Consider the following 26,937-nt stretch of genomic DNA (forward strand, 5'->3'; position numbering starts at 1 on the left):
CCGTCTCCTAGTGCGCAGAGGCTACGGCGGCCGGAACGGCGCCGATGGCGTGGGCGAAGTTTTCGGCAACGAGGTTCACCGATGCGGCGGTCGCATCGAGGATCGGGGCCGGGTAGAAGCCGAAGAGGATGGTGAGGACGATCAGCGGCACCAAGACGGCGATTTCGCGGGCGTCGAGATCGAGGATGCCCTTGAGGGAGTCCTTGGTCAGCGCACCGAAGATGACCCGGCGATAGAGCCATAGCGCGTAGCACGCCGACAGGATCACCCCGAAGGTGGCAAAGAAGGCCACCCAGGTATTGGCCTGGAACGCGCCAAACATGGTGAGGAATTCACCGACGAAGCCCGAAGTGCCCGGCAGGCCGACATTGGCCATGGTGAACACCATGAAGGCCACCGCATAGCGCGGCATACGCTCGACGAGACCGCCATAGGCCGAGATCTCACGGGTGTGCATGCGGTCGTAGACGACGCCTACACAAAGGAAGAGAGCAGCGGAAACGATACCGTGCGAGATCATCTGGAAGATCGCGCCGTGGATGCCGTAGATGTTGCCCGAGAAGATCCCCATCGTGACGAAGCCCATGTGGGCGACGGACGAGTAGGCAATGAGCTTCTTGATGTCGGTCTGCACCAGCGCAACCAGCGAGGTGATGATGATAGCCGCTACCGAGAGGACGAACACGAAGTTCGCGAACTGGTGCGAGGCATCAGGGAACATCGAGATCGAGAAGCGGATGAAACCGTAGCCGCCAAGCTTCAGAAGGATCGCGGCGAGGATCACCGAGCCACCGGTCGGTGCCTCAACGTGGGCTTCCGGCAGCCAGCGGTGGAACGGCCACATCGGCATTTTCACGGCAAAGGAGGCAAAGAAGCCGATCCAGAGCCAGGTCTGTGCCTCGGGCGAGAACTTGAAGTGGAGGAGCGTCGAGATATTGAGCGTGCCGGCCTGCCAGTACATGTACATGATGGCGAGCAGCATCAGCACGGTGCCGGTGAAGCTGTAAAAGAAGAACTTGTAGGTCGCCTGGATGCGACGCTTGCCACCCCAGATGCCGATGATCAGGAACATCGGGATCAGCGTGCCCTCGAAGAACACGTAGAACATGGCCAGATCGAGCGTCGCGAAGGCGCCGATCATGAAGGTTTCGAGGACGAGGAACACCAGCATGTACTCGCGGACGCGGTCCGTGATGGAGTTCCAGCTGGCAAGGATAACCGCCGGCATGATGACTGCGGTGAGCGGGATGAACAGCACGGAAATGCCGTCAACGCCCATGCGGTAGCCGATCGAGTCCCCGATCCAGGCGTAGTTTTCGACGAACTGGAAGTCGGTGTTGGTGGGGTCGAACTGGTACCAGAGCCAGAGGCTCAACACCGCGGTGACGAGAGTCACGGCGAGTGCGATCCAGCGGACGAGGTTGACCGAGTTGGTGTCCTTGCCGCCGATGAAGAGCAGCAGAACTGCACCCAGCGTCGGCAGGAACGTGATGATGGTCAATAGGCCGAGGTTCATCAGAGCAGCCCCCCGGCAGCGATGGCAAAGGTGAGAAGTGCGGCAACGCCGATCAGCATCGCGAAGGCATAGTGATAGAGGTAGCCCGACTGCAGCTTAACGACGCGCGCCGTGACATCCTTGACGCGGTTGCCGATGCCTTCGGTGATGGTCTGGTCGATCAGCCAGTCATCGAAGCCCTTCCACAGCGCATTGCCCAGCCAGAGCGCGGGCTTGACGAAGAGGAAGTTGTACAGCTCGTCGAAGTACCACTTGTTGAGCAGGAACTGGTAGAGGCCCGGATTCGCGTCGGCGATGCGCTTGGGCATCGCCGGATCGCGGATGTACATCTGCCAGGCGGCGCCGAAGCCGAGCAGCATGGCAATGGTGGCGGACCACTTCACCCAGAGCGGCACAGCATGGACTTCTTCCATCAGGGCTTCGGAGACCACAACCGAGCCCTTGAAGAAGTGCTCGATCTCCGGAACGCTTTCAAAGAACTGGCCGTAGAACACGACGCCGGCGAACACCGCGCCGAAGGCGAGGATGGCGAGCGGCACTAGCATGACCCGCGGGCTTTCATGCGCGTTGTCATATGCACTGCCGTGGTGGGCGTGATCGTCATGACCGTGAGCGGCTGCATGCGCTTCGCGCGGCCTGCCGTGGAAGGTCAGGTGGATCAGGCGCCAGGAGTAGAAGCTGGTGAACATCGCGGCGATGACCAGCGCCCAGAAGGCGATGTAGCCAGTTGAGGCGCCAGTGGCGTAGGCAGCCTCGATGATGCCGTCCTTGGAGAAGAACCCGGCGAAACCGAGCGGCGTGCCCGGGATGCCGACGCCGGTGAGTGCCAGCGTGCCGATGAGCATGGCGTAATAGGTGAGCGGGATCTTTTTTGCGAGACCGCCCATGTTGCGCATGTCCTGCTCGTGGTGCATCGCGTGAATGACCGAGCCGGCGCCAAGGAACAGGAGCGCCTTGAAGAAGGCGTGGGTGAACAGGTGGAAGACGCCCGCGGAGTAGACCCCTGCCCCGAGCGCGACGAACATGTAGCCGAGCTGAGAACAGGTGGAATAGGCGATGACGCGCTTGATGTCGTTCTGGACGAGGCCGACGGTGGCGGCAAAGAAAGCCGTCATGGCGCCAACCAGCATCACGGTCATCATCGCGACTTCGGAGGCCTGGAACATGGGCGAGAGCCGCGCGACCATGAAGACGCCGGCGGTGACCATGGTTGCGGCGTGGATGAGCGCCGACACCGGTGTCGGGCCTTCCATGGCGTCCGGCAGCCAGGTGTGGAGCAGGAACTGCGCCGACTTGCCCATGGCACCCATGAACAGCAGCAGGCACACCACTGTCATGGCGTGGAAATCCCACCCGAGGAAGTGGATCACGGCATCCTTATGGCCTTCGACGGCGTGGAACGCGTCATCGAAGTTGAGCTGGCCGAGGACCATGAAGGCGGCAAAGATGCCGAGCGCAAAGCCGAAGTCACCGACGCGGTTGACGACGAAGGCCTTCATCGCGGCAGCGTTGGCCGAGGGCCGGGTGTACCAGAAGCCGATCAAGAGGTAGGACGCGAGGCCGACGCCTTCCCAGCCGAAGAACATCTGAAGGAAGTTGTCGGCAGTGACCAGCATGAGCATGGCGAAGGTGAAGAGCGACAGATAGGCGAAGAAGCGCGAGCGGTGCGGATCGTCGGCCATGTAGCCGATGGAATAGACGTGCACGAGGCTCGACACGGTGTTGACGACGACCAGCATGATGGCAGTCAGCGTGTCGACACGCAGCACCCAGTCGAGGCTGAGCGAGCCTGAATGGATCCAGCTCATCACCACGACCTTGGTCGCTTCGGCATGCCCGGCGCCCTCTGCTGCTTCGGGGGCGAACCAGTAGCCGGCGAAGACGATCCAGCTCAGGACCGCCGAGGCGATCAGTAGGCCAGTGGTGATGTACTCGCTGGTCCGATGGCCGATGATCCGGCCGAGCAGCCCGGCAATCAGCGCACCGACAAGCGGGAAAAATACGATGGCCTGGATCACTTAGGTCAGCCCTTCAGCGAGTTGACGTCTTCCACGGCAATGGTGCCGCGGTTGCGATAGAAGATAACGAGGATGGCGAGGCCGATGGCAGCTTCCGCCGCCGCGACCGTCAGGATGAGCAGCGCGAACACCTGGCCCGCGAGATCGCCTAGCTGGGCGGAGAACGCCACGAAATTGAGATTCACCGCGAGGAGGATGAGTTCCACGGACATCAGGATGATGATGATGTTCTTGCGGTTGATGAAGATCCCGAACACCCCGATGGTGAAGAGGATCGCCCCGACGGTCAGGTAGTGCCCGAGCCCGATTCCGGCTGCCTGCAGCATGTTAGAGCCCCTGCCCAGATTTGACCTTGACCAGCTCCGTCGCTTCCGCCCGGGTCCGATTGGTCTGCTTGAACACATCCTGGCGCTTGACGCCGGACTTGTGGCGCAGCGTGAGAACGATCGCCCCGATCATGGCAACCAGCAGCACTGCACCGGCGCCTTCGAAGAGGAAGACGTAGCGGGTGTAGAGCAGTTCGCCGAGCTGGCGGGTGTTGTCCCCGCCGGCGTGCATGGGAACCACCGCGGTAGCGGTGATCTCAGGCGAGATAACGAAGCTGCCCGCGACGAGGAAGAGCTCGAGCAGCAGGATGGCGCCCACTACCATGCCGATCGGCGCGTATTGCAGCATGCCCTGGCGGAGCGAGGCAAAGTCGACGTCGAGCATCATGGTGACGAAGAGGAACAGCACCATGACCGCGCCGACATAGACGACGATCAGGATCAGCGCCAGGAACTCCGCCCCCGCCAGCATGAACAGCCCTGCGGCATTCACGAAGGCAAGGATCAGATACAGCACCGAGTGAACCGGGTTACGCGACGCGATCACCATCAGCGCGGACGCTACCGCGATGATCGAGAACACGTAGAAAAAGAAGAGAGGCAGCGTCATCTCGGTCCCTTAACGGTACGGCGCATCGGCGGCGAGGTTGCGCTGGATTTCGCGCTCCCAACGATCACCGTTGGCCAGGAGCTTCTCCTTGGAGAAGTAAAGCTCCTCGCGGGTTTCGGTCGCGAATTCAAAGTTGGGCCCTTCGACGATGGCGTCGACCGGGCAGGCTTCCTGGCAGAAGCCGCAATAGATGCACTTCACCATGTCGATGTCGTAGCGGATGGTGCGGCGTGTGCCGTCGTTCTGGCGCGGGCCAGCCTCGATGGTGATGGCCTGTGCAGGGCAGATCGCTTCGCAGAGCTTGCAGGCGATGCAACGCTCTTCGCCATTGGGATAGCGGCGCAGCACATGCTCACCCCGGAAGCGCGGCGAATATGGGATCTTTTCGAACGGGTAGTTGATGGTCTTCTTGGGGGCGAAGAAATACTTCATCGACAAAAAGAACGCGCCGACAAACTCGCGCAGCAGCAGACTGTTGAGGAACTGGACAAAGCGCATCAGGCAATACCTCCGTGCCAGCCCCAGCCGGTCAGCTGCAGGATCGCGGCGACGACGATCACCATGACCAGCGAAATCGGCAGGAACACTTTCCAACCGATTCGCATCAGCTGGTCGTAGCGGTAGCGCGGCACGAACGCCTTCACCATGGCGAACATGAAGAACACCAGGCAGAGTTTGAGAACGAACCAGATGCTGCCCGGTACCAGGGTGAAGGGGAACACGTCGATCGGCGCAGACCAGCCCCCGAGGAAGAGGATCGTCATCATGGCGCACATCAGCTGGATCGAGATGTATTCGGCCAGCATGAACAGCAGATAGGGAGTCGACGAATATTCGACCATGAAGCCGGCCACGAGCTCGGATTCCCCTTCGGGCAGATCGAAGGGAGGCCGGTTGGTTTCAGCCAGCGCCGAGATGAAGAACACGACGAACATCGGGAACAGCGGCAGCCAGTACCAGTTGAGGAAACTGAGCCACGGCACGCCAAGCATATAGGCGAGACCGCCCTGCTGCTGGGCAAACACGATGTCGGTGAGGTTTAGCGAGCCGGCGACGAGCAGCACGGTGATGATCACGAGGCCGATCGAGACTTCGTAGGACACCATCTGGGCGGCCGAACGCAGCGCGCCGAGGAAGGCGTATTTCGAGTTCGAGGCCCAGCCGGCCATGATGATGCCGTAGACGCCGAGCGAGGAGATGGCGAAAATGTAGAGGACGCCGATATTGATGTTGGCGAGAGCCCAGCCAGCATCGATCGGGATCACGGCCCAGGAGCTGAGGGCCAGAATGGACGTCACCAGCGGCGCGAGCAGGAACACCACCTTGTCGGAACTTGCCGGGATCACCGGCTCCTTCAGCACAAACTTCAGCAAATCTGCAAAGCTCTGCAGCAGGCCGAACGGGCCGACGACGTTGGGGCCGCGACGCACCTGAACTGCCGCCCAGACCTTACGGTCGGCGAGCAGAATGTAGGCCGTGAAGATCAGGAGCACGACAAGGAACAGCAGGCCCTTGTAGACGAAACCGACCTGGCTACCCCATCCGAAGATGGGGATGCCCAGCAGGTAATCCAGCGCTGAAACGATGAAATCCATACCGGGGTCCTTACTCCGCAGCCTGCTTGAGGCCGGCGGCCAGTGCGGCACATTCGCCCATCGTCGCAGAGGCACGCGCGATCGGGTTGGTGAGGTAGAAATCTGCAATCGGCGAAGTGAAGGTCGCCGACGTCGTCTTGATGGCAGCGCCCGCGAGCTTTTTCACATCGGTAACCGAACCGGCTGCGATCTGATCGATCTTTGCGAGATGCGGGAACTCGGCGTAGATCGCAGCGCGGAGCTGCGTCAGCGAGTTGAAGGGCAGTGGCTTGCCCAGCACGGCGCTGAGGGCGCGGAAAATGGCCCAGTCTTCCTTGGCGTCGCCGGGCGGGAATACGGCGCGCTCAGCGAGCTGCACCCTGCCCTCGGTGTTGACGTACGTGCCGGACTTTTCGGTGTAGGCGGCGGCGGGCAGGATGACGTCGGCGCGGTGAGCGCCCTTGTCGCCGTGCGTGCCGACATAGACGACGAACGCCTTGCCCATTGCTGCGGTGTCGTATTCGTCAGCGCCGAGCAGGAACAGCACGTCGAGCTTGCCTTCACCGGCAAGGCCGACCTGATCGGCCGAGCAGACGCCGCCATTGTGCGGGACAAAGCCGATGTCGAGACCGCCAACGCGTGCCGCCGCGTTGTGGAGCAGCGCGAAGCCGTTCCAGCCTTCGGCCACGCTGGCGCCGGTTGCGAGCTTGGCGGCGAGTGCGATGACATCGCGGCCAATCTGCTTGGAGTGCGCAGCCCCATGCGACACGGCACCTTCGCCGACGATGATCAGCGGCTTGGTGGCCTTGGCGAGGATCGCGCTGAAGTTGCCCTTGCCGGCGACCAGATCGGTCAGCGCCGAGAAGCCGTTGCCGAGGTAGTCATAGTTATAGGTAAGGTCAGCCTGATCGCCGATGACGGCAATCGGGGTGCCCTTGGCGCGCCAGGCCTTGCGGATGCGGGCATTGACGAGCGCGGCTTCGCGGCGCGGGTTGGCGCCGATGATGAGGATGGCATCAGCCTCTTCGATCCCGGCAATGGTCGGGTTGAAGATATAGGCCGAGCGCGGCATGGAGGGGTCGATACCCGACATCGCCGGGCGGCTATCGGTCATGCCGGAGCCGAGCGAGGTCATCAGCGCCTTCAGCGCATACATATCTTCAACGGAGGCGAGGTCGCCGGCGATGGCGCCGACCTTGTTGCCGCCGCCGGAGGCCTTGATCGCCTTGGCGACTGCCGCAAAAGCCTCGTCCCAGGTGGCTGGCTTCAGCTTGCCGCCGGTGCGGACGTAGGGGCGATCGAGCCGCTGGCTCTTCAGACCATCCCAGATGAAGCGGGTCTTGTCGGAAATCCACTCTTCGTTGATCGCCTCGTTGACGCGGGGCAGGATGCGCATCACTTCGCGGCCACGGCTATCGACGCGGATATTAGAGCCGACGGCGTCCATCACGTCGATCGACTCGGTCTTGACCAGTTCCCACGGACGGGCGTGGAAGGCGTAGGGCTTGCTGGTCAGCGCGCCAACCGGGCAGAGGTCGATCACATTGCCCTGCAGCTCGCTGGAGAGCGCCTGCTCGAGGTACGTCGTGATTTCGGCGTCTTCACCGCGACCGAGCAGCCCCATCTCCGCGATGCCGGCCACTTCAGTGGTGAAGCGGACGCAGCGCGTGCAGTGGATGCAGCGGTTCATCGAGGTCTTGACGAGCGGCCCGATGTACTTGTCTTCGACGGCGCGCTTGTTCTCGGCGTAGCGGTTCTTGTCCACGCCATACGCCATGGCCTGGTCCTGCAGGTCGCACTCGCCACCCTGATCACAGATCGGGCAATCCAGCGGGTGGTTGATGAGCAGGAACTCCATCACCCCTTCGCGCGCCTTCTTGACCATCGGGGTGTTGGTGAACATTTCCGGCGGTTCGCCGTTCGGGCCGGGACGCAGGTCCTTGACCGACATCGCGCACGACGCCTGGGGCTTCGGGGGCCCGCCCTTCACTTCGACGAGGCACATCCGGCAATTGCCGGCGACCGACAGGCGCTCATGGTAGCAAAAGCGCGGGATTTCCGCGCCTGCTGCCTCTGCCGCCTGCATCAGCGTGTAGTAATCCGGGACCTCGACGAGCGTGCCGTCGACCTTGATACTGGCCATCTTACTTCTCAGCCCCAACGAGATCGAGCCGACGCTCGATGCGCAATATGCGGTCTTCCATACGATCCATACGCCGATCCAAGCTGCTCATGCGTTCTTCCAGAGAGCTGGTCCGAACCTTTATCTCATGCACGTCAAACTCGATACGATCGAGCCGCTCATCCATTCGGCCGAGCTTTTCGTCAATTCGCCGAAGCATCACCAGAACGATGTTTTCCGGTTCCTCGGCCATGCCTTACTCCGCCGCGATCGACGGCACGGCGCCGTCGCTGGTCGAGTTGTAGGTGTAGGCGTCGATGCGGGCTTCGATGACGGGGCGGAAGTTCTTGATCAGCCCCTGGATCGGCCACGCGGCAGCATCGCCCAGCGCACAGATGGTGTGGCCTTCGATCTGTTTGGTGACTTCGAGCAGCATGTCGATTTCGCGCTTCTGGGCTCGGCCTTCGACCATGCGCTCCATGACGCGCATCATCCAACCGGTGCCTTCGCGGCACGGCGTGCACTGGCCGCAGCTCTCATGCTTGTAGAAAGCGGAGAGGCGCCAGATGGCTTTGATGATGTCGGTGGACTTGTCCATGACGATGACGGCAGCGGTCCCCATCGAGGAGCCCACTTCCTTGAGGCCGTCAAAGTCCATGCGGGCCTGGCGGATCTTTTCGCCGGGAACGCACGGAACGGACGCGCCGCCCGGAATCACGGCGAGGAGGTTATCCCAGCCGCCGCGGATACCGCCGCAGTGCTTTTCGATCATTTCCTCGAAGGGGATGCCCATTTCCTCTTCGAACGTCGCGGGCCGGTTTACGTGCCCCGAGACGCACATCAGCTTGGTGCCGGTGTTGTTGGCGCGGCCGAGGCCGGCGAACCAGGCACCGCCGCGACGGAGGATTTCCGGGACGACAGCGATAGACTCGACGTTGTTGACAGTGGTCGGGTTGCCATAGACGCCCATGGCGGCCGGGAACGGCGGCTTGAGGCGGGGCTGGCCCTTCTTGCCCTCGAGCGATTCCATCAGCGCGGTTTCTTCGCCGCAGATATAGGCGCCGGCGCCGTGGTGGACGACGATATCGAAGTCCCAGCCGTGGATGTTGTCCTTGCCGATCAGGCGGGCATCGTAGGCCTGCTGCACGGCAGCTTCGAAGTGGTGGCGCTCGCGGATGAACTCGCCGCGAATGTAGACGTAGGCAATGTGGGCGCCCATGGCGCGGCCGGCCAGCAGGCAGCCTTCGACCAGGTGGTGGGGATCGTGGCGCAGGATCTCACGGTCCTTGCAGGTGCCGGGTTCGGATTCGTCCGCATTGACGAGAAGCTGGCTGGGGCGACCGTCGCTGACGCCCTCCTTGGGCATGAAGGTCCACTTGAGCGCTGTGGGGAAACCGGCGCCGCCGCGGCCACGCAGGCCCGAGCCCTTGACCTCGTTGACGATCCAATCACGACCGTTGTCGATGAACTTTTTGGTGTCCTGCCAACCGCCGCGCGATTTGGCGCCTTCGAGGCCCCAGTCGCCCGTGCCGTAGAGATTGGTGAAAATGCGGTCTTTATCTGCGAGCATCAGCGCGGGTCCTTCCCGAACACCTTGCGATATTCCTCGACGCCGCCCTTGGCGAGCGCCTCGGCCTGCTTGATCCACTGGTCGCGTGCGACGCGGCCGGGGAAGTTCAGACTGCTTTCAAGCTTGGCGATGTCATCTGCACTGAGGGCAGCAACTTGCGCCCAGGTGGTGACGCCAAGGGCGTTGAGCTTGCCTTCCAGCACCGGGCCGACGCCCGAGATGAGCTTGAGGTCGTTGGCAGGACCGGCGGGCGCGGCGAAGAGTGGTGCTGCAGCAGCCTTCACCTTGGTATCGGTCTTGCCGGCGTCGATCTTACCGGCGGGCGACTCGGCACCAGTCGCGTCCTCGCGCATGGCCTTGTTGGGTGTGCCGTCAGCCTTGGCAGCCGTGTTCACAGCCTTCCGCTCGGCTTCAGCCGTCGCCATGGGCGACTTGGGTGAGCCAGTGGGGCCCTTGAGGCCGGGCGCTGACTCTTCGGACACCGACTGCTTGCGGCCTGGAGTGGTCGGCGCTTGCTGAGGTGCGACAGCCGCGGGAGCGGCAGCGGGTGCCGGAGCAGCAGCGACAGGCGCTGCCGGAGCAGCGGCAGGTGGGGGCGGCGGCGGTGGGAAGGGCTTATAGGTACGCTTGGCGGTCGGCGCTTCGAGCAGCGTGGTCTGTCCACCCTCAGCTGCTGCGAACTGGCGCTTGATCTGCGGGCCGGGCGTCACATCGGCGCCCTTGCCGGCTGCGAACTTGTCCAGCAGCGCTTCGAAGCTCTCGACCGTGAGGTCTTCATAAGTGTCGTTGCCGATCATGATCATCGGCGCGTTCACGCAAGCACCGAGGCACTCGACTTCTTCCCAGCTCAGCGTGCCCTCTGCGTTGGTTTCGAAGGGTGCGTGATTGATCTTGCGCTCGCAGATGTGGCGAATGTCTTCAGCGCCACGCAGCATGCATGGTGTGGTGCCGCAGACCAGAATGTGGGCGCGAGTACCCACCGGTTGTAACAGGAATTGAGTGTAGAAGGTCGCCACTTCGAGGACGCGGATATAGGCCATGCCCAGCATGGTGGCGATGACTTCGATGGCGGGCCGCGAGATCCAGCCCTGCTGCTCCTGCGCCCGCCAAAGGAGCGGGATGACGGCGGACTGCTGCCGGCCGACGGGGTATTCAGCGATCTTGCGCTCAGCCCATTTGAGATTTTCGCTCGAGAACGCGAAGCTCTCGGGCTGGACGGACGCATCTGCGAGGCGACGGACGGACATTAGCGATCGACCTCACCGAAGACGATATCGAGAGAACCAAGGATGGCAGCGACGTCGGCCAGCATGTGGCCACGGCACAGCACATCCATTGCCGAAAGGTGCGCAAAACCCGGCGCGCGGATCTTGCAGCGATAGGGCTTATTGGTTCCGTCGGAGACCAGATAGACGCCGAACTCGCCCTTGGGCGCTTCGACGGCGGCGTAGATTTCGCCAGCGGGCACTTTGAAGCCTTCGGTATAGAGCTTGAAGTGATGGATCAGTGCTTCCATCGACTGCTTCATCTCGCCGCGCTTGGGGGGGACGACCTTGCCGTCGGTCGACGACACGGGACCCTTGCCCTCAGGGGAGTTCAGCAGCGTGATGCACTGCTTCATGATGCGGATCGACTGGCGCATCTCGTCCATACGGACCAGATAGCGGTCGTAGCAATCGCCGTTCTTGCCGACCGGAATATCGAAGTCGAACCGGTCGTAGCACTCATAGGGCTGTGCCTTGCGGAGGTCCCAGGCGGCGCCGGAGCCGCGGACCATGACGCCCGAGAAGCCCCACTTCCACGCATCGTCGAGCGAAACAATGCCGATATCGGCGTTGCGCTGCATGAAGATGCGGTTGCCGGTGAGCAGCGTTTCAAGGTCGTCGCAGACCTTGAGGAACGGATCGCAGAACGCTTCGATGTCATCGACCAGTGCCTGCGGCAAATCCTGATGCACGCCGCCGGGACGGAAATAGGCCGCATGCATGCGGCTGCCCGAGGCGCGCTCGTAAAAGATCATGAGCTTTTCGCGCTCATCGAAGCCCCATAGCGGCGGGGTCAACGCGCCGACGTCCATGGCCTGCGTCGTGGTGTTGAGGATGTGCGACAGAAGGCGGCCGATTTCGGAATAGAGTACGCGGATCAGCTGGCCGCGGAACGGCACCGTGATGCCGAGCAGCTTTTCCACCGCGAGGCAGAACGCGTGCTCCTGATTCATCGGCGCGACATAGTCGAGCCGATCGAAATACGGCACAGCTTGCAAGTAGGTCTTGGTCTCGATCAGCTTCTCAGTGCCGCGGTGCAGCAGGCCGATATGCGGATCGACGCGTTCGACGACTTCGCCGTCAAGCTCCAGCACGAGGCGCAGCACGCCGTGCGCCGCCGGATGCTGGGGACCAAAATTGATCGTGAAATTGCGGACGTCAGCTTCGCTCATTGCGGCTTTGCCTTCTCATCACCGGGCAGCACGTAATCGGTGCCTTCCCAAGGTGACAGGTAATCGAACTGACGGAATTCCTGCGCCAGCTTCACCGGTTCGTAGACGACGCGCTTGCGCTCTTCGTCGTAGCGCACTTCGACGTAACCCGTAGTCGGGAAGTCCTTGCGCAGCGGATGGCCGTCAAAACCATAGTCGGTGAGGATGCGGCGCAGATCCGGGTGGCCGGAAAACAGGATGCCGTAGAAGTCATAGGTTTCACGCTCGAACCAATCGGCACCCGGGTAGATGCCGGTGATCGACGGAACGGGAGTCGCCTCATCCGTGCGAACCTTGAGACGCACGCGCAAATTCTGGCGCGGGCTCAGGAGGTGATAGACGACGTCAAAGCGCTCGGCGCGCTCGGGATAGTCGACGCCGCATACGTCTACGAAGGAAATAAATCCTTCCGCGTCATGCAGGTGCGTGATGACTTCGATAAGATCCTGGTGCCCGACCTCAAGCGCGAGATCCCCGAACACCAGGGTGTGGTTCTTGATCTTTTCGCCGTGCAAATTGCGGGTACGCTCGGCGAGCGCCGCTAGCGCGTGATCGTTGGAGCCGTCAGCCATGCCCCGCTCCTATCGCTCGATCGTGCCGGTGCGGCGGATTTTCTTCTGCAGCATCAACAGGCCATAGAGCAGCGCCTCGGCCGTGGGAGGGCAGCCCGGAACGTAGATATCCACCGGTACGACGCGGTCGCACCCGCGCACCACGGAATAGGAATAGTGATAGTAGCCGCCGCCATTGGCGCAGCTGCCCATCGAGATGACGTAGCGTGGCTCCGGCATCTGGTCGTAGACCTTGCGCAGCGCCGGGGCCATCTTGTTGGTCAGCGTGCCGGCGACGATCATCACGTCCGACTGGCGCGGCGAAGCGCGCGGCGCGAGGCCAAAACGCTCGACGTCGTAGCGCGGCATCGACATCTGGATCATCTCGACGGCGCAGCATGCAAGACCGAAGGTCATCCACATCAGCGAGCCGGTGCGAGCCCAGGTGATCAGCTCATCGGTGGAAGTGACGAGGAAGCCCTTATCGGCCAGCTCGTTATTGATCTCCATGAAGTATGGATCGTTTGCCCCGATCGGCTTGTTGGTCGCCGGATCGATGACACCCTTGGGCTGCGGGGCGATCAACGTCCCGCTCTGCGGACTCAATCCCATTCCAGCGCGCCCTTCTTCCATTCGTATACAAAGCCTACGGTCAGCACGCTCAGGAAGATCATCACCGACCAGAAGCCGAACCAGCCCACGGTGTGGAAAGCCACAGCCCACGGGAACAGGAACGCCACTTCGAGATCGAAAATGATGAAGAGGATCGACACGAGGTAGAACCTCACGTCGAACTTCATGCGCGCATCATCGAACGCCTCAAAGCCGCACTCGTAAGCCGAAACCTTTTCGGGGTCCGGCTTTTTGAAAGCGACAATAAATGGGGCGACGAGAAGGGCCAAACCGATAACGGCGGAAAGGCCGATAAAGATAAGGATCGGCAGGTAGTTGCTGAGCAACTCGTTCATTGTGCAGCCTGTGGTCCATGGCCGGTCTAGCGACCGTCTCATGCGGTCCCTGAAGCAATTTTGGGCCTCGGAGACGACATGAATGTGTCGGGATTGGGCTTACCCCACGCCCTCCCTCGATTCAAGGGAAACAAAACCTGACTTGCGTTGTCTGCTTATAGTCCTGAACGAGGACCTTGGCAGCGCCGGAAAGAGCATTTGAGCTGGTGGCTGTATAAAAAGATCAGGCGGCGAGCCGGTTTCCCGGTCGCCGCCTGAGACAACTAGACGCGGATGGTGATCAGTTCATATGCCACAGGACGCTGGCCTTGAGCTGGCCGCCGTCAAATCCACCGCCGAGACCGCCGGTCGCCATACCCTCACCGCGCACGCTGATCGAGTCGGTGAGCGCCTGTTCGATACCCAGACCAAGTGCATAAGACGACTCATCGTCGACCCAGCCCAGGCCGCCGGTGCCGTAAATCAGCGTTTCGTCGGTGATGTAGCCGCCCAGTTTGCCGAGGAAGAGTCCGTCGAGGCCGGTGAAGCCCGAGTTGTTCCAGACTGCGTCGCCCTGGAATTCGACGCCAGCCAGGATACCTTCGGTCAGTGCGAAGTTGGTACCGACAACGACGCCGACAGTGCCGACGCGGTTCGACACCGGGAGCGAACCGAAGCCAAGCGAGCCACCGACATAGAAGCCTTCGAAGTTGAACAACGAGCTCTGGTAGATCGGGTCAGCGCCTTGGGTGAGAAGATCGGCTGCCCCGGCGCTGGAGGTCATAAGCGCCAGTGCGGCGCCGATCATAAGTGTGCGAGAGAGTGTCATGCCAAATCTCCTTGGGAGGATCAGTAACCTTAAGGAGGATTGTGCCTGCCCCGCGCCCGCAGGCACAGCCGGGCGTGCATCTCTATTGGAGAACGCGGCTAAGAATGGATGATTGAATCTGCCTGCTGGTGCGGCGTTTACCCCGAGATCGTATCAATTTGATACAAATGCGCCGGAAGGGAAGTCTTGGCGCAGGCGGCGGGAAACGAAAAGGGGCTCCGCTGATGCGGAGCCCCGGAATTGCGCGACCAAAGTCGCAGGCGACCTAGAAGTGCCAGTTCAGGCCGACCTTGGCGACGCTTGCGTCCTCAGACGAGTCGTTGAAGTCGTACTGGTACTGATACTCGGCCTTGAGCGACATGCTGTCGGTCAGAGCGAGTTCGGCGCCGACGCCGATCGGGGCGTATGCCTCGCTCTCGGTGTTGTAGCCGACACCTAGCAGGCCGTAGAAGGCAAAGTTGCCGGAAGCGAAGCCGAGCTTGCCGTGCACCTGGCCCTGCCAGCTGTCGTCGTTCAGCCAGGTCACGTTGCCTTCGGCGCCGACCAAGAGGTTGTTGTCGATGAGCGCATTGACACCCAGATCCGCACCAAGGCCGTAAATCGAACCGGTCTGGCCGCTGAGGGAGATACCGGCGTAAGCGCCGTTCCAGTCAAAGCCCGAATAACTGTTGTCGACGATCGGCGTGGGAGTCTGATCGATCAACAGATCGGCTGCAGATGCTGCTGAAGTGAGGCCTGCTGCGGCGACGGTGGCGATGAGAGCGAGCGTGAGTTTACGCATAGTCATATTCCTTAGTCTGAAGAGACGGGCTTGAGTTAGGAGCGTTGAACTGCAGCTACAAGCGATGATCCCCGGCCCCGGTTCCACCCGCGTTCGGTTTGGACGGGGCTTGTTGCAGATGAGCCACATGCTTTGGCGACAATGTGGCTGCCGCAAGTCAACATCTTGATCTCGCTTGATTTTGCCGAGGTCTCACGCAGTTTTGAGTGAGCGCCTGGCTACGGGTTTTGTCGCCAGTGAGTCTCGACCTCGTGAGTTCCATTGACTTGAATGAGCGGCGGTTGCCAGGGCTGGCGGCTTATGCAACACCGCCAGCGTCCGCGCGGTTCTTGGTGGCTGTCGCGGCTTCGCCCTCTGTGCTGTCGATACGGGATTACCATGCGCGCACTCGGCCTTCTGATTGTGGTGCTGGCACTGTTTCGTGCCGTGGCGCTGCTGACCAACGGCACGGAGCTGTTCGTCGATGAGGCGCAATACTGGAGCTGGAGCCTCGAGCCGGCATTCGGATATTTTTCGAAGCCGCCGCTGGTCGCCTGGATGATCGCCGCCGCGACGCCGATCTGCGGGGACGGCGAGGCGTGCGTGCGGCTGCCGGCGATGCTCGCCAACCTCGCCAGTGCTGTGGTGCTGTATTTCATCGGCCGCAGGCTGTTTGACCACAAGGTGGGCATATGGTGTGCGTTCACGTTTGCGACGCTGCCGGCGGTGTCGCTGTTTTCAGGCGTCATTTCCACAGATGCGCCGCTGCTGCTGGCCTGGTCGGTGGCACTGCTGTGCTTCATTGACCTTTTGCGCAGCGAGCGGCCAAGCCTGGGCAGCGCTATTGGCCTTGGGGTGGCGATCGGGCTGGGGATGAACGCCAAGTATGCGATGGGCTACTTCGTCCTCTGCGCGGCGCTGTTCTTTGTGGCTGTACCGGCGCAACGCGCGCTGCTGCGCCGACCACACCTCTGGGTCGCGCTGATGATCGCGCTATTGCTGCTGGTCCCCAATGTAGTTTGGAACGCCACGCATGGTTTTGCGACGCTGTCGCACACAGCGTCCAATGCCAACTGGACCGGAACGCTGTTCCACCCCGTTCGCGCGCTCGAGTTCTTTGCGAGCCAACTGGCGGTGTTCGGGCCGGTCCTGTTTGTCGCCTGGCTACTGGTGACAATGGGCGCGGCAAAGCGGGCCCGACGTTTGGACGAAACGGACATCCTGCTGCTGGCGTTCTCGGTGCCTGTGGTGCTCATCCTCGTCGTTCAGGGACTGCTGTCCGGCGCCAATGCGAACTGGGCCATAACGGCCTATGTGAGCGCGACCGTGCTGGTGGTGAGCCGTCTGGTGAGCCCGGCCCGGATTGGCTGGCTACGGGCATCGGCGGGCGTACATTTCGCAATTGCGCTGCTCGTGGCGGTTGGATCGTGGCAAGCGGGCAATTTCGTGCTGCCGGGTGGACTGGACCCGTTCGCCCGCGTTCTGGGGAGCCGCGATCTCGCGGCTGAGGTGCGCGCCGAAGTTGAAGCGGGAAGCTACGGTTCGGTGCTCACGACTGATCGAACCAGCACTGCCGCCCTGCTCTATTATGCGCGTGACATGACGGTGCCGCTCTATGTCTGGCTGGACGGCAAGGTGCCCACAAACCATTTCGAAATGACGCGGCCGTTCACCGCTCAATCGCAGATGCAGACCCTCCTTGTTAGCCGCAATGAGGATGTTGCTCGCATCACCGGCCAGTTCTCAAATGTGAAAGCGCTTGGCGAACGCCAAATTCCGGTTGGCCGGTTTTCAACGCGCAGAGTTTTCCTATATGCACTCTCGGGTTTCCTCGGAAACTGAAGTGGGCTCGCGCTCGCGCTGATGGAGAGTAGCCAAGATGAGACTGTCGGTGGTGGTTCCGGCCCTCAATGAGGCCGGCAATATCGGCCGGCTCGTCGCGGAAACGTATGCGGCTGTCCCTCCGGAGCTTCTGGCCGAAGTCATTGTCGTCGACGACGCCAGCACCGACGGCACCGTGGCCGAGGTCACGGACATGATGCGGACATGGCCGACGCTGCGCCTTATTTCACACAGCACGCGCTCCGGACAGAGCTCCGCGCTTCGGACCGGCATTCGCGCCGCAACCAGTGCAGTTATCGCTACGATGGATGGCGACGGGCAGAACGATCCGGCCGATATTGCGCCGCTTGCCGCGCTGTTGGAGCGCGCTGGCCCCGCCACGGCTTTGGTAGGCGGTATTCGCACCAATCGGAAGGATACGGGGTCTAAGCGGTTCGCCTCGCGCTTTGCCAACTGGCTGCGCGATGTGGTGCTGAAAGATGGGTGCCCCGATACCGGCTGCGGGATGAAGGTCTTCCGGCGCGATCCGTTCCTGGACCTGCCGTTTTTCAGCGGGCTTCACCGCTATCTGCCCGCGTTGTTCCAGACCTATGGGCATCAGGTGGCCTATCATCCAGTGAATGACCGACCGCGGCTGGCCGGGCAATCCAAATACACCAATTTGGGGCGGGCTATTCTGGGCATCCACGATCTTTTCGGCGTCAGCTGGATCCGCGAGCGCACGCGCCTGCCCGCCCAGGTCACCAATGTTACAAACACGCCGCCATCAGGGGCGGCAGACCAATCGGAGCAGCCGGCTTGACTACGTTTATCGAAAACTGGTGGACCTCGATCCTCGCAACCGACGGTATCTGGCTGGCGGTGGGGCTGTTCGGCCAGGTGTTGTTCACACTGCGCTGGATATTCCAGTGGCTGATCAGCGAGAAGAACCGGCGATCCACGATGCCGGCGAGTTTCTGGTACTCCAGCCTCATCGGCGGCAGCCTTGTGCTGGCTTATGGTATCCACAAGATGGATCCGGTGATCATCCTCAGCCAGTTTGGGGTTTTCATCTATGCCCGCAATATCATGCTGATGCGCCGTAACACTCAGCATGAAGCAGACGCTGGAGCTTCGCGGCCCGAGTCCGATCGCTAGCGGGGTTTGGTTCAGGGAGTGACTTCGACCGGGGTGCCGACGCGGACGCGGGCGAGCAGGTCGAGGATGTCCTCGTTGAACATGCGGATGCAGCCGTAAGAGACGAAGCCCCCAATGCTTTCGGGAGCGTTGGTGCCGTGGATCGCATAGCGGCCGCCGGCGAGCGTCAGCGCAGCCTTACCAAGGGGGTTTTGCGGGCTACCGCCCGCAACGAGGGCCGGCAGATCCGGATGATCCGCGCGCACCGCATCCGGCGGCTGCCAATTTGGCTCCAGAAAGCGACTCGGGACTGGTCGCGAGAACGGACGGCCAGCGCGAACAAAATGAATCAGAAGAGTTCGCCGACATCAGGTGTGCAGTGTTTTGAGCGTGAAGCTGGATACACCAGCACCTCGCCACCCTTAAAATCTTCACCGATATTGAGAAGAAGGGTGGCGCGAGAGACGGGGCTCGAACCCGCGACCTCCGGCGTGACAGGCCGGCGCTCTAACCAACTGAGCTACTCCCGCAGACGGCTTAGCCGCGCAACGTGGCGTCCGTTTAGAGGGCGTGCCGGGGAGTGTCAAGCGCCAATTCTACGTCCCGTCGAGCGACCTGCAACAAGTGCCAGAATCCGCCACTTTTCCCACAGTGGAGAGGCCTCTATTCGAATGATTCTGGAACGGCTTACGCGTGGACCTTCGTGCCCTAGTCACCCTCACACAGGTGAGTCTGGATCGCGCAGCATCGCGCTAGCCTGAGTGTCGTGGACTGAGGTGAAAATTGGTGGGCGGTGACGGTCTCGAACCGCCGACCCTCTCGGTGTAAACGAGATGCTCTACCACTGAGCTAACCGCCCTGCCGCAACGCTGTCGCGCCGCTGAGTGGCCCTAACTAGGGCGTCGAGTCGCAGTCGTCAACCCGCAGCACGCGCGCTGCAGTGAGTTGGCCTCAAATGACGAGTGGCCCCGGCGATCACGCACGGGGCCACGCATCGGTACCGGAGAAATACCGGGACTGGTGATCTTAGTTGATCGCGTCCTTCAGGCCCTTGCCGGGCTTGAACTTGGCCTGATTGGAGGCCGGAATCTTGATCTCGGCGCCAGTGGCCGGATTGCGGCCAATGCTGGCCTTACGCGCGGAAACGGCAAAGGTGCCGAAACCGACCAGGCGAACTTCGTCGCCGGCCTTCAGAGACGCGGTGATCGCGTCGAATACGGCGTCGACAGCCTCCCCGGCCTGGGCCTTGGTCAGACCCGCCTTGTCGGCGACTACGCCGATGAGATCGTTCTTGTTAGACATTGCGTTTCCTCACTGTGGGATGCCCGCCTTTGCTGGCGAACTAAAACGCCGCGACCCTTCTTCGATTCTGACCAGAACGCAAGGATTTCCGGGGCTTTCAGCTCGTTTTGGGCGTCAATCCTGTTAATGAACCCTCTATTTTGGCTCAACTTTGCGGCTCGTTTGCAACGGTATGGACAGCACGAGTGGTCCTCAGGCTCGCCATCAACGGCAAAGCCAAGGCGTAGACGGCAATTCCCACCAGCCAGATTGCACCCGGCCAAATGTCCTTCATGGCGAAATATACGGTCGAAAAGAACAGTGGCCCGAATATGGCCGAGAGGCTGACGAGGCTCGCCAGGACACCCTGCAGCCGCCCCTGATTGTCGGCATCGACCTGGGCGGTGATCAACGACTGCAGAGCGGGCATCCCAACTCCGGCGACACCGAACAAAGGCATGACCGCGAACATGACCCACCCATCCGTGGCAAAGCCAATGGCAGCGAGGGCTACCACCTCGGCGGAAAAACCGATGATCAGTGCCCATCTCTCGCCAACCAGTTTGGCGACGGGGCCGGTCAGGAGGATCTGCGCTCCGGCGTGACAGACGCCGAAGGCGGCGAAGCTGAGCCCGATCATCGAGGCGCTCCACTTGAAGGCGTCTTCGCTGAACAGCACCCAGACGGTGCCATACATGTTGCCGACGAAGTTCATGATCAGAAAGATCGCCATCATCGGCAGCAGCAGTTTCAAGCCGAGCGCCCAGCCGATCGAGCCGAGGGGATTGAGCTGGCTGAGCTTGAACCCCTGCCCGCGCTGCCCGGCGCGGGATTCGGGCAGCACGAACAGCGCCAAGGCGAAGTTGATGCCGTTGAGCAGTGCCGCAGCGATAAACGGCGCCCGCACCCAGAAGTCGCCCAGGACGCCGCCAAGGACCGGCCCGATGATGAAGCCGATGCCGAACATGGCGTGAAACAGGCCGAAGCGCTGGGCGCGCTGGGCCTCGGGCGTGATGTCGGTGAGGTAGGCCGTGGCCACTGCCATGTTGGCGCTAGTGATGCCGGCGATGGCGCGGCCAGCCACCAGCAGCCACAGGCTCGGCGCGAAGGCCATGATCAGGTAGTCGATGGCAGCGCCCGCCAGCGAGACCAGCAGAACGGGCCGCCGGCCAAACCGATCGCTCAGCATGCCCAGGGCTGGTGAGAACAGGAACTGCATCGCCGCGTAGATGGCGAGCATCACCCCATAAAGGATATCCACCTGCCCTGAATGAGTAACCTCTCGCAGCAGCGCTGGAAGAATCGGGAAGATCAATCCGATCCCGATGGCGTCGAGTGCCACCGTTGACAGGATGATGATCAGAGCCTTGTTCAAGTCGGGCCTCCCTTTGCACCGGCTTCTTGAGAGTTGCGTTCTATATTCGTTCTATCGCTCTGGAGCAATACCGACAGTCTGCTAGATGGCAGCGGACGCGGTGCTGCGTGGACCCAGCACTAAAAGCGGGCTGTCACCTTCCCCCATTCCGTGGCACGTCAGGCGGCAACCGCCTTGCCACTGCGTACGGAGAGAAATAGGGGCAACGCCAGCACGTAAAGGACCGCACTGACTACCCATACTGTGCCGAGCCAGATGTCGCGCGTCGAAAAGTAGAGCGCGGTGCACAGCACGGGGCCAACTACGCCCGCGAGACTTCCGAGGCTCGTCAGCACGCCGGCGAGTTGGCCCTGCTTATCGGGAGTGACCTTGCTGGTGAACAGCGACTGCAGAGCCGGTTGCGCCACGCCGCCCAAGGCAAACAGCGGGGTGACCGCGTAACCAATCCAGCCCTGGTCGGCAAAGCCCATGATCAGATACGCCACCACATCGAACGCGACACCCAGAATAACCGTGCCGAGGTCGCCCAGATGCTTGGCGAAAAAGCCGGTCAGCAAGGCCTGCGAGGCCGCCATCACCACTCCGAAGATTGAAAGCGACAGGCCGATGGCAGAAATGTCCCAGCCAAAACGGTCGGCCGTGTAAAGCACCCAGATGGTGCCGGGGACGGCGGCGATCAGTCCGAATACCACGCTCACCACAACCAGCGGCAGAAGCGACTTGAACTCCCACAGCCAGAGCAGGGGCGCGACCGGATTGAGGGCCTTCCAGCTTAGCTTCTCGCCGCTCCCCTTGCGCGATTCCGGCAGGACGAAGAGTGCGACAAGCAGGTTGAGCCCATTGAGCAAGGCCGCTGCCGCGAACGGGGCTCGCAGCCACCAGGACCCAAGCAGACCGCCCAAGGCCGGCCCGATGATGAAGCCAATGCCCATCATGGCGCCCATCAGGCCGAAGCGCTGGGCTCGCTGCGCCTCAGGAGTAATGTCGGTGATGTAGGCGGTCCCAACCGCCATATTGGCGCTGGTGATGCCCGCGATGGTTCGGCCCACAACCAGCACCCAACCCCAGGGCGTAAGGGCCATCAGCAGGTAGTCGACCATCACACCGGCCATCGAAATCAGCATCACCGGACGACGGCCATAGCGATCGCTCAGGGCGCCGAGCACGGGTGAAAAGACGAACTGCATGGCCGCATAAACCGCCAGCAGCACCCCGTAGAGGACGGAGATATCGCCGTCGGGCGACACCTCTTTCAGCAATCCAGGGAGGATGGGAAAGATCAGCCCTGCGCCCACGGCGTCGAGGATGATTGTTGCCAGAATGACCACGAGCGCCTTGTTCATCGCTTACCTCATATTCACTTATCGTTGATAAAGTTGCTTATCGGCGATAAAGTCGCTTATCAATGATAAGTCAAGAGGAAAGATCATGGCCATCGCCAAAGACCAGATCGTCGCTGCCGCGATTGACCTGCTGAACGAAGTGGGGATCGATCAGTTGACCACTCGGAAGCTCGCGACGCGGCTGGGTGTGGCGCAGCCGGCGCTCTACTGGCACTTCGAGAACAAGAATGTGCTTCTCGATGCCGTGAATGCCGAGATCCTCGCGCGGTACCATCTCGTCCGACGGCCCCGGCCTACGGACAACTGGCAGAACTTCACCCTTGCCTATGCCCGCAGTGCTCGCACGGCGCTGCTCTCGGTGCGCGACGGCGCCCGCATCAATTCCGGCACGCGACCGACCACCGACCAATTCGCAGACGCCGAAGCCGCGCTAACGCTCTATGTGGCGGAAGGCTTCTCTCCGGAGGAGGCGTTCAATATTTCGCTCTCGATCGCGCGCTACGTGGTCGGCTTCGTGCTCGAAGAACAGGGTGAGCGCGCCCGCGAGGCCACTGAAGTACCCGCGGCTGATACCAGTCCGCTCGATGACATTGCGCCCTTCCCGCTGCTCAGCGCTGCGCTGGAGCCGCTGACTCTCGAGGGCACCATCAATACCGAGCGGGCGTTCGAAGCTGGGCTCGGCTACATCGTCGCTGGAATCCGAGCGAGCATTGAAGGACGCAAGAGCCGCAACTGAAGGCGCACTAGGAGGCCGAAGCGCCATACCTCCGCTTTGGCTTTGTTCCTACCGGAGAGACCGGGCGCGTCACGCATGTGCGCACCCGACAGTGGACTCAGGCGTAGCGCTGGCCGGCGGCCCAGATGCCGCGGATGACTGGGAGGCCGTCAACCACCCGCACCCGCAGCAGATCGGCCCGGAGCCCCGGCGCGATCCGGCCGCGATCGGCAAAGCCGGACATCGCGGCAGGAGAAGAGGTTACAGTCGCAATGGCAGCCGGCAGGTTACCGGTCCGTTCGGCCAGAACGAAGCTGGCGTGGAGGAGACTCGCCGGCACGTAGTCGGAGGTCAGAACATCGAGCAGCCCGGCTTCCGCCAGTTCAAGCGCGCCGACATTGCCCGAATGCGAGCCACCGAGGACGACGTTCGGCGAGCCCATCACCACCTGTTGGCCCAGTTGCCGTGCGCGCTCGGCCGCAATCATTGTCGTGGGAAACTCGCTGATCGAGATGCCGTCATCCTGCGACTGCTCAACGTCGGCGAGGGTCGTATCGTCGTGGCTGGCGAGCCGGATGCCGCGTTGCTGCGCCGCCGCTACGATGCGCTCACGTGCCTCCGGTACCAGTTGCGCCTGGTGGGCGCGACGCTCGGCGAGGTAGACGGCGAATTCCTCATCGGTCCAGACGTTATTGTTCTTCTTGCGCCGGAAGGCGCGGTAAAGCCCGATATCGTGCCACTGCCGCTGGCCTGGCGTGTGATCCATCATCGAGAGCAGCCGCACGAAGGGGTCGTCGACATGCGCTTCCAGGATCGGCAGCAGGCCGGGATCGGAGAGTTCGCAGCGGAAGTGGAAGTAGTGATCAGACTTCAGCAGCCCGCCATCGCGCGCTGTGTTGATGCCGCCGATGGCAGCATTCAGCATGGCCGTCCGCGCCCCGCCGGTGTCGTAGTCACCCAGCGACAGGGAATCGAGCACTGTGGTGATGCCGCTTCCCAGCATCTGCCAGTCATGGGCCAGCACTGCCGCAACCGGTGACGGCCAGCGCACGCCCGGCCGGGGCTGGAAGTGGTGCTCGATGTTGTCGGTGTGGATGTCGACCAGCCCGGGGATGAGGTAGTCGCCCTCGAAATCAATCTCGGATGCACCAGAGTGCTCACCGGCGGCAATCACCCCATCGGCGATAGCGATATCGCCGACCACAACGTCGTTGGGCAGCACAATCCGCGCGTTGACGAGGGCAGTGGCCACTCCCGTTGTGTTGTCGTTGCGCACCAGCATCCCCGCTATCCCGATTCCGTTTAGTGTACGACGCTCGTTAGCGGGGCGGGGTGACGGATTTGCGACGCCCCTACCCACATCACTTGAGCGATTCGCAAAAGCAAACGGCGCCCCCGAGGGAGCGCCGTTGTCATTTCGCGCGGTAACTGCGGTCAGTGCGGCAGGCCGGTGGCTTCGTCGGCGTCGGCGGCGGGGTCCACAACCGGGACGGCGGCCTTTTCGTCGTCGTACTTCCACTCGATCGGCTCGGGCTGCCGGACCAGGGCGCGGCTCAGCACCTCGTCCATCCGGCTCACCGGGATGATCTCCATCCCCTTGGTGACGATCTCGGGGATTTCCTTGAGATCGCGCACGTTCTCTTCGGGGATCAGCACGGTCTTGATGCCGGTGCGGAGCGCTGCAAGGAGCTTTTCCTTGAGCCCGCCAATCGGCAGCACCCGGCCGCGCAGCGTCACTTCACCCGTCATCGCCACGTCGTGGCGCACCGGAATGCCCGTCATCACCGAAACGATTGCGGTTGCCATACCCACGCCGGCCGACGGGCCGTCCTTGGGCGTTGCGCCTTCCGGCACGTGCACGTGGATATCACGCGTGTCGAACAGCGGCGGCTTGATGCCGAGCTCGATCGCCCGCGAGCGGACATAGCCGTTCGCTGCGGAGATCGATTCCTTCATCACCTCCTTGAGGTTGCCGGTCACCGTCATGCGGCCCTTGCCATGCGTCATCACCGCTTCGATGGTCAGCGTTTCGCCACCCACCGACGTCCAGGCCAGACCCGTTACGAGGCCGACCTGCGGCTCCGCGTCGAGTTTGTCATTCCTGAAGAACGGCGGGCCGAGATATTCCTCGAGCCGCGCGCCATCGATGACGATCTGCTTGGACTTCTGCACGAGGATATCGCGCACCGCCTTCCGCATCAGCTTGGAAATCTCGCGCTTGAGATTTCTGACGCCGGCTTCACGCGTGTAGTTGCGCACCACCTGCATCAGGTGATCGTCATCGAGCACGAATTCCTTGGCCTGAAGCCCATTTTCCTTGAGGGTTTCCGGGATCAGGTGGCGACGTGCGATCTCGAACTTTTCCTCTTCGGTGTAGCCGGAGAGGCGGATGATCTCCATGCGGTCCATCAGGGGCGCGGGGATGTTCAGCGTGTTCGAGGTGGTGACGAACATCACGTCCGAGAGGTCGAAATCGACTTCCAGGTAGTGATCGGCGAACGTGTGGTTCTGCTCCGGATCCAGCACTTCGAGCAGCGCTGAACTCGGATCGCCACGGAAGTCCTGACCCATCTTGTCGATCTCATCGAGGAGGAAGAGCGGGTTGTTCTTGCCCGCCTTCTTCAGCGACTGGATGACCTTGCCCGGCATGGAGCCGATATAGGTCCGGCGGTGGCCACGGATTTCAGCCTCATCGCGCACGCCGCCAAGCGCCATGCGGATGAATTCGCGGCCGGTGGCCTTGGCGATCGACTTGCCCAGCGATGTCTTGCCGACACCCGGAGGGCCGACGAGGCAGAGGATCGGTCCCTTGAGCTTGCCGGTGCGGCTCTGCACGGCGAGGTACTCAAGGATGCGTTCCTTGACCTTCTCGAGGCCATAGTGGTCCTCGTCCAGCACCTTTTCGGCGTAGACCAGGTCGCGCTTGACCTTGCTCTTTTTGCCCCACGGCAAGCTGAGCAGCCAATCGAGATAGTTGCGGACGACCGTTGCTTCGGCGGACATCGGGCTCATGGTCTTGAGCTTTTTCAGCTCAGCGTCGGCCTTGGACCGGGCTTCCTTGGAAAGCTTGGTCTTCTTGATCTTGTCTTCGAGCTCGGTCAGCTCGTTGCTGCCCTCCTCGCCGTCGCCCAGCTCGCGCTGAATCGCCTTCATCTGCTCGTTGAGGTAGTACTCGCGCTGGGTCTTTTCCATCTGCCGCTTGACGCGGGAGCGGATGCGCTTTTCCACCTGCAGAACGCCGATCTCGCCTTCCATCAGGCCAAGGATCTTCTGGAAGCGCTCGCCGACTGCAATCGTCGCCAGCAGATCTTCCTTTTGCTCGATCTTGATCACCAGATGGCTGGCGATGGTGTCGGCAAGCTTGGAATGGTTGGAGATCTGCCCGACGGCGTTGACCACCTCGGCAGAGATCTTCTTGTTGAGTTTGACGTAGTTCTCGAACTCGGTCTGGGCCGAGCGGGCCAGCGCTTCGAGTTCGGTGCCGTCTTCCTCGGGCTCAGGCAATGCGGTCGCTTCGGCTTCGAAGTAATCCACCGTCTGCAGGTATTTGTCGATCTTGGCGCGGCGCAGGCCTTCGACCAGCACCTTGACGGTACCGTCGGGGAGCTTCAGCAACTGCAGCACTGAAGCGATCGTGCCGGTGGCATAGATCTCTTCTGGCGCCGGATCATCGTCCTGGGCATTCTTCTGGGTGACGACGAGGATATGCTTGTCGTCCCGCATCACCTCTTCGAGCGCCTTCACCGACTTCTCGCGGCCGACAAACAGCGGCACGATCATGCCTGGAAAGACGACGATATCGCGCAACGGCAGCACGGGATAAACCCGATCGCGATCAAAGCTCGCGCCGCCTGGGGTAACGTCCGACATAATAGGTCCTTTCCTGGAACGCGCTGGAAGACTTGGAGGACTTGGGAGCGCGTCCGTATAGCAATCAGGCTAACTCTCACGATGAGCCGCGAACCC

The 26,937-nt window shown here is 62.0% G+C and carries 26 protein-coding genes and 2 tRNA genes; 4 read left to right on the plus strand and 24 right to left on the minus strand.

The window, feature by feature from the left end; genetic code table 11:
• Window positions 1-7: 7 nt before the first annotated feature.
• The 16 genes from ACO06J_RS06695 to ACO06J_RS06770 all read right to left on the minus strand — a co-directional run bounded on the left by ACO06J_RS06695 (window position 8) and on the right by ACO06J_RS06770 (window position 15,320).
• Complete coding sequence (locus ACO06J_RS06695) at window positions 8-1,516, minus strand: NADH-quinone oxidoreductase subunit M (RefSeq protein WP_421759930.1); 1,509 nt, start codon at window positions 1,514-1,516, stop codon at window positions 8-10.
• Window positions 1,516-3,534 carry an NADH-quinone oxidoreductase subunit L gene (nuoL, locus tag ACO06J_RS06700; protein WP_421759931.1) on the minus strand — a complete coding sequence of 673 codons (2,019 nt, stop codon included), beginning with the start codon at window positions 3,532-3,534 and terminating at the stop codon, window positions 1,516-1,518. The genes ACO06J_RS06695 and nuoL overlap by 1 nt, the downstream gene beginning before the upstream one ends.
• Before the next feature lie 5 nt (window positions 3,535-3,539).
• A complete protein-coding gene (gene nuoK / locus ACO06J_RS06705) occupies window positions 3,540-3,860 on the minus strand; it encodes an NADH-quinone oxidoreductase subunit NuoK (RefSeq protein WP_421759932.1) in 321 nt (106 codons plus the stop codon).
• Window position 3,861: 1 nt separating this feature from the next.
• Complete coding sequence (locus ACO06J_RS06710) at window positions 3,862-4,470, minus strand: NADH-quinone oxidoreductase subunit J (RefSeq protein WP_421759933.1); 609 nt, start codon at window positions 4,468-4,470, stop codon at window positions 3,862-3,864.
• A gap of 9 nt (window positions 4,471-4,479) precedes the next feature.
• Window positions 4,480-4,968: an NADH-quinone oxidoreductase subunit NuoI gene (nuoI, locus tag ACO06J_RS06715; RefSeq protein ID WP_421759934.1), complete on the minus strand. Its 489-nt coding sequence runs from the start codon at window positions 4,966-4,968 to the stop codon at window positions 4,480-4,482.
• Window positions 4,968-6,065 (minus strand): NADH-quinone oxidoreductase subunit NuoH, encoded by a 1,098-nt coding sequence (gene nuoH, locus ACO06J_RS06720; protein ID WP_421759935.1) that lies wholly within the window; start codon window positions 6,063-6,065, stop codon window positions 4,968-4,970. The genes nuoI and nuoH overlap by 1 nt, the downstream gene beginning before the upstream one ends.
• 10 nt (window positions 6,066-6,075) lie before the next feature.
• Entirely contained in the window at window positions 6,076-8,187 is a 2,112-nt protein-coding gene (nuoG, locus tag ACO06J_RS06725) for an NADH-quinone oxidoreductase subunit NuoG (RefSeq protein WP_421759936.1), read from the minus strand.
• A gap of 1 nt (window position 8,188) precedes the next feature.
• Window positions 8,189-8,419, minus strand: coding sequence for a hypothetical protein (locus ACO06J_RS06730; protein WP_421759937.1), 231 nt, complete (start codon window positions 8,417-8,419; stop codon window positions 8,189-8,191).
• Window positions 8,420-8,422: 3 nt separating this feature from the next.
• Window positions 8,423-9,736 (minus strand): NADH-quinone oxidoreductase subunit NuoF, encoded by a 1,314-nt coding sequence (gene nuoF, locus ACO06J_RS06735; protein WP_421759938.1) that lies wholly within the window; start codon window positions 9,734-9,736, stop codon window positions 8,423-8,425.
• Entirely contained in the window at window positions 9,736-10,983 is a 1,248-nt protein-coding gene (gene nuoE / locus ACO06J_RS06740; RefSeq protein WP_421759940.1) for an NADH-quinone oxidoreductase subunit NuoE, read from the minus strand. The genes nuoF and nuoE overlap by 1 nt, the downstream gene beginning before the upstream one ends.
• Window positions 10,983-12,173, minus strand: coding sequence for an NADH-quinone oxidoreductase subunit D (locus ACO06J_RS06745; protein WP_421759941.1), 1,191 nt, complete (start codon window positions 12,171-12,173; stop codon window positions 10,983-10,985). Before ACO06J_RS06745 ends, nuoE begins: the two co-directional genes overlap by 1 nt.
• Window positions 12,170-12,784: an NADH-quinone oxidoreductase subunit C gene (locus ACO06J_RS06750; protein WP_421759942.1), complete on the minus strand. Its 615-nt coding sequence runs from the start codon at window positions 12,782-12,784 to the stop codon at window positions 12,170-12,172. Before ACO06J_RS06750 ends, ACO06J_RS06745 begins: the two co-directional genes overlap by 4 nt.
• A 9-nt stretch (window positions 12,785-12,793) precedes the next feature.
• Window positions 12,794-13,375 (minus strand): NuoB/complex I 20 kDa subunit family protein, encoded by a 582-nt coding sequence (locus tag ACO06J_RS06755; RefSeq protein ID WP_421759943.1) that lies wholly within the window; start codon window positions 13,373-13,375, stop codon window positions 12,794-12,796.
• The gene (locus ACO06J_RS06760; protein ID WP_421759944.1) at window positions 13,366-13,731 is read right to left on the minus strand and encodes an NADH-quinone oxidoreductase subunit A; all 366 of its coding nucleotides are present in this window, start codon (window positions 13,729-13,731) and stop codon (window positions 13,366-13,368) included. Before ACO06J_RS06760 ends, ACO06J_RS06755 begins: the two co-directional genes overlap by 10 nt.
• A gap of 280 nt (window positions 13,732-14,011) precedes the next feature.
• The gene (locus tag ACO06J_RS06765) at window positions 14,012-14,539 is read right to left on the minus strand and encodes an outer membrane protein (RefSeq protein WP_421759945.1); all 528 of its coding nucleotides are present in this window, start codon (window positions 14,537-14,539) and stop codon (window positions 14,012-14,014) included.
• Between the two features lie 265 nt (window positions 14,540-14,804).
• Window positions 14,805-15,320 carry an outer membrane protein gene (locus ACO06J_RS06770; RefSeq protein ID WP_421759946.1) on the minus strand — a complete coding sequence of 172 codons (516 nt, stop codon included), beginning with the start codon at window positions 15,318-15,320 and terminating at the stop codon, window positions 14,805-14,807.
• A gap of 378 nt (window positions 15,321-15,698) precedes the next feature.
• Between ACO06J_RS06770 and ACO06J_RS06775 the strand changes: the two genes are divergently transcribed.
• Genes ACO06J_RS06775 through ACO06J_RS06785 form a run of 3 tightly spaced genes read left to right on the plus strand, consistent with a single transcriptional unit; the run spans window position 15,699 to window position 18,278 of the window.
• A complete protein-coding gene (locus tag ACO06J_RS06775) occupies window positions 15,699-17,141 on the plus strand; it encodes an ArnT family glycosyltransferase (RefSeq protein WP_421759947.1) in 1,443 nt (480 codons plus the stop codon).
• 37 nt (window positions 17,142-17,178) lie between these two features.
• Window positions 17,179-17,943 (plus strand): glycosyltransferase family 2 protein, encoded by a 765-nt coding sequence (locus ACO06J_RS06780; RefSeq protein ID WP_421759948.1) that lies wholly within the window; start codon window positions 17,179-17,181, stop codon window positions 17,941-17,943.
• Window positions 17,940-18,278, plus strand: a complete 339-nt coding sequence (locus tag ACO06J_RS06785; protein ID WP_421759949.1) for a lipid-A-disaccharide synthase N-terminal domain-containing protein — start codon at window positions 17,940-17,942, stop codon at window positions 18,276-18,278. Before ACO06J_RS06780 ends, ACO06J_RS06785 begins: the two co-directional genes overlap by 4 nt.
• Window positions 18,279-18,289: 11 nt before the next feature.
• Here the strand turns inward: ACO06J_RS06785 and ACO06J_RS06790 are convergent, their stop codons facing one another.
• The 6 genes from ACO06J_RS06790 to tet (ACO06J_RS06815) all read right to left on the minus strand — a co-directional run bounded on the left by ACO06J_RS06790 (window position 18,290) and on the right by tet (ACO06J_RS06815) (window position 22,256).
• Window positions 18,290-18,610 (minus strand): L,D-transpeptidase, encoded by a 321-nt coding sequence (locus tag ACO06J_RS06790; protein ID WP_421762460.1) that lies wholly within the window; start codon window positions 18,608-18,610, stop codon window positions 18,290-18,292.
• 100 nt (window positions 18,611-18,710) lie between these two features.
• Window positions 18,711-18,787 (minus strand) — tRNA-Asp (locus tag ACO06J_RS06795).
• 254 nt (window positions 18,788-19,041) lie between these two features.
• Window positions 19,042-19,116: transfer RNA gene (locus ACO06J_RS06800), tRNA-Val, on the minus strand.
• A 167-nt stretch (window positions 19,117-19,283) separates the two neighbouring features.
• Window positions 19,284-19,559 carry an HU family DNA-binding protein gene (locus ACO06J_RS06805; RefSeq protein WP_421759950.1) on the minus strand — a complete coding sequence of 92 codons (276 nt, stop codon included), beginning with the start codon at window positions 19,557-19,559 and terminating at the stop codon, window positions 19,284-19,286.
• A 145-nt stretch (window positions 19,560-19,704) separates the two neighbouring features.
• Window positions 19,705-20,913, minus strand: coding sequence for a Tet(A)/Tet(B)/Tet(C) family tetracycline efflux MFS transporter (tet, locus tag ACO06J_RS06810; RefSeq protein ID WP_421759951.1), 1,209 nt, complete (start codon window positions 20,911-20,913; stop codon window positions 19,705-19,707).
• Between the two features lie 158 nt (window positions 20,914-21,071).
• Window positions 21,072-22,256 carry a Tet(A)/Tet(B)/Tet(C) family tetracycline efflux MFS transporter gene (gene tet, locus ACO06J_RS06815; protein ID WP_421759952.1) on the minus strand — a complete coding sequence of 395 codons (1,185 nt, stop codon included), beginning with the start codon at window positions 22,254-22,256 and terminating at the stop codon, window positions 21,072-21,074.
• 85 nt (window positions 22,257-22,341) lie between these two features.
• Between tet (ACO06J_RS06815) and ACO06J_RS06820 the strand changes: the two genes are divergently transcribed.
• Window positions 22,342-22,992 carry a TetR/AcrR family transcriptional regulator C-terminal domain-containing protein gene (locus ACO06J_RS06820; protein ID WP_421759953.1) on the plus strand — a complete coding sequence of 217 codons (651 nt, stop codon included), beginning with the start codon at window positions 22,342-22,344 and terminating at the stop codon, window positions 22,990-22,992.
• A 97-nt stretch (window positions 22,993-23,089) separates the two neighbouring features.
• On the opposite strand, the gene ACO06J_RS06825 is transcribed toward ACO06J_RS06820, so the two are convergent.
• Both ACO06J_RS06825 and lon read right to left on the minus strand, forming a co-directional pair.
• Window positions 23,090-24,253 (minus strand): alpha-D-ribose 1-methylphosphonate 5-triphosphate diphosphatase, encoded by a 1,164-nt coding sequence (locus ACO06J_RS06825; RefSeq protein ID WP_421759954.1) that lies wholly within the window; start codon window positions 24,251-24,253, stop codon window positions 23,090-23,092.
• 152 nt (window positions 24,254-24,405) lie between these two features.
• The gene (lon, locus tag ACO06J_RS06830) at window positions 24,406-26,841 is read right to left on the minus strand and encodes an endopeptidase La (protein WP_421759955.1); all 2,436 of its coding nucleotides are present in this window, start codon (window positions 26,839-26,841) and stop codon (window positions 24,406-24,408) included.
• Window positions 26,842-26,937 lie beyond the last annotated feature (96 nt).

This window comes from Devosia sp. (assembly GCF_965229025.1).
GTDB lineage: Bacteria > Pseudomonadota > Alphaproteobacteria > Rhizobiales > Devosiaceae > Devosia_A.

Excerpts from the sequence above, each read along its gene's own strand:
- ACO06J_RS06745 (WP_421759941.1), bottom strand. The coding sequence starts at position 12,173 with ATGAGCGAAGCTGACGTCCGCAATTTCACGATCAATTTTGGTCCCCAG.
- ACO06J_RS06730 (WP_421759937.1), bottom strand. The coding sequence starts at position 8,419 with ATGGCCGAGGAACCGGAAAACATCGTTCTGGTGATGCTTCGGCGAATT.
- ACO06J_RS06710 (WP_421759933.1), bottom strand. The coding sequence starts at position 4,470 with ATGACGCTGCCTCTCTTCTTTTTCTACGTGTTCTCGATCATCGCGGTA.
- ACO06J_RS06695 (WP_421759930.1), bottom strand. The coding sequence starts at position 1,516 with ATGAACCTCGGCCTATTGACCATCATCACGTTCCTGCCGACGCTGGGT.
- nuoI (WP_421759934.1), bottom strand. The coding sequence starts at position 4,968 with ATGCGCTTTGTCCAGTTCCTCAACAGTCTGCTGCTGCGCGAGTTTGTC.
- ACO06J_RS06820 (WP_421759953.1), top strand. The coding sequence starts at position 22,342 with ATGGCCATCGCCAAAGACCAGATCGTCGCTGCCGCGATTGACCTGCTG.
- lon (WP_421759955.1), bottom strand. The coding sequence starts at position 26,841 with ATGTCGGACGTTACCCCAGGCGGCGCGAGCTTTGATCGCGATCGGGTT.
- nuoK (WP_421759932.1), bottom strand. The coding sequence starts at position 3,860 with ATGCTGCAGGCAGCCGGAATCGGGCTCGGGCACTACCTGACCGTCGGG.
- ACO06J_RS06755 (WP_421759943.1), bottom strand. The coding sequence starts at position 13,375 with ATGGGATTGAGTCCGCAGAGCGGGACGTTGATCGCCCCGCAGCCCAAG.
- ACO06J_RS06780 (WP_421759948.1), top strand. The coding sequence starts at position 17,179 with ATGAGACTGTCGGTGGTGGTTCCGGCCCTCAATGAGGCCGGCAATATC.
- ACO06J_RS06805 (WP_421759950.1), bottom strand. The coding sequence starts at position 19,559 with ATGTCTAACAAGAACGATCTCATCGGCGTAGTCGCCGACAAGGCGGGT.
- ACO06J_RS06770 (WP_421759946.1), bottom strand. The coding sequence starts at position 15,320 with ATGCGTAAACTCACGCTCGCTCTCATCGCCACCGTCGCCGCAGCAGGC.
- ACO06J_RS06765 (WP_421759945.1), bottom strand. The coding sequence starts at position 14,539 with ATGACACTCTCTCGCACACTTATGATCGGCGCCGCACTGGCGCTTATG.
- nuoF (WP_421759938.1), bottom strand. The coding sequence starts at position 9,736 with ATGCTCGCAGATAAAGACCGCATTTTCACCAATCTCTACGGCACGGGC.
- ACO06J_RS06775 (WP_421759947.1), top strand. The coding sequence starts at position 15,699 with ATGCGCGCACTCGGCCTTCTGATTGTGGTGCTGGCACTGTTTCGTGCC.
- ACO06J_RS06760 (WP_421759944.1), bottom strand. The coding sequence starts at position 13,731 with ATGAACGAGTTGCTCAGCAACTACCTGCCGATCCTTATCTTTATCGGC.
- tet (WP_421759952.1), bottom strand. The coding sequence starts at position 22,256 with ATGAACAAGGCGCTCGTGGTCATTCTGGCAACAATCATCCTCGACGCC.
- nuoH (WP_421759935.1), bottom strand. The coding sequence starts at position 6,065 with ATGGATTTCATCGTTTCAGCGCTGGATTACCTGCTGGGCATCCCCATC.
- ACO06J_RS06825 (WP_421759954.1), bottom strand. The coding sequence starts at position 24,253 with ATGCTGGTGCGCAACGACAACACAACGGGAGTGGCCACTGCCCTCGTC.
- ACO06J_RS06750 (WP_421759942.1), bottom strand. The coding sequence starts at position 12,784 with ATGGCTGACGGCTCCAACGATCACGCGCTAGCGGCGCTCGCCGAGCGT.
- nuoE (WP_421759940.1), bottom strand. The coding sequence starts at position 10,983 with ATGTCCGTCCGTCGCCTCGCAGATGCGTCCGTCCAGCCCGAGAGCTTC.
- nuoG (WP_421759936.1), bottom strand. The coding sequence starts at position 8,187 with ATGGCCAGTATCAAGGTCGACGGCACGCTCGTCGAGGTCCCGGATTAC.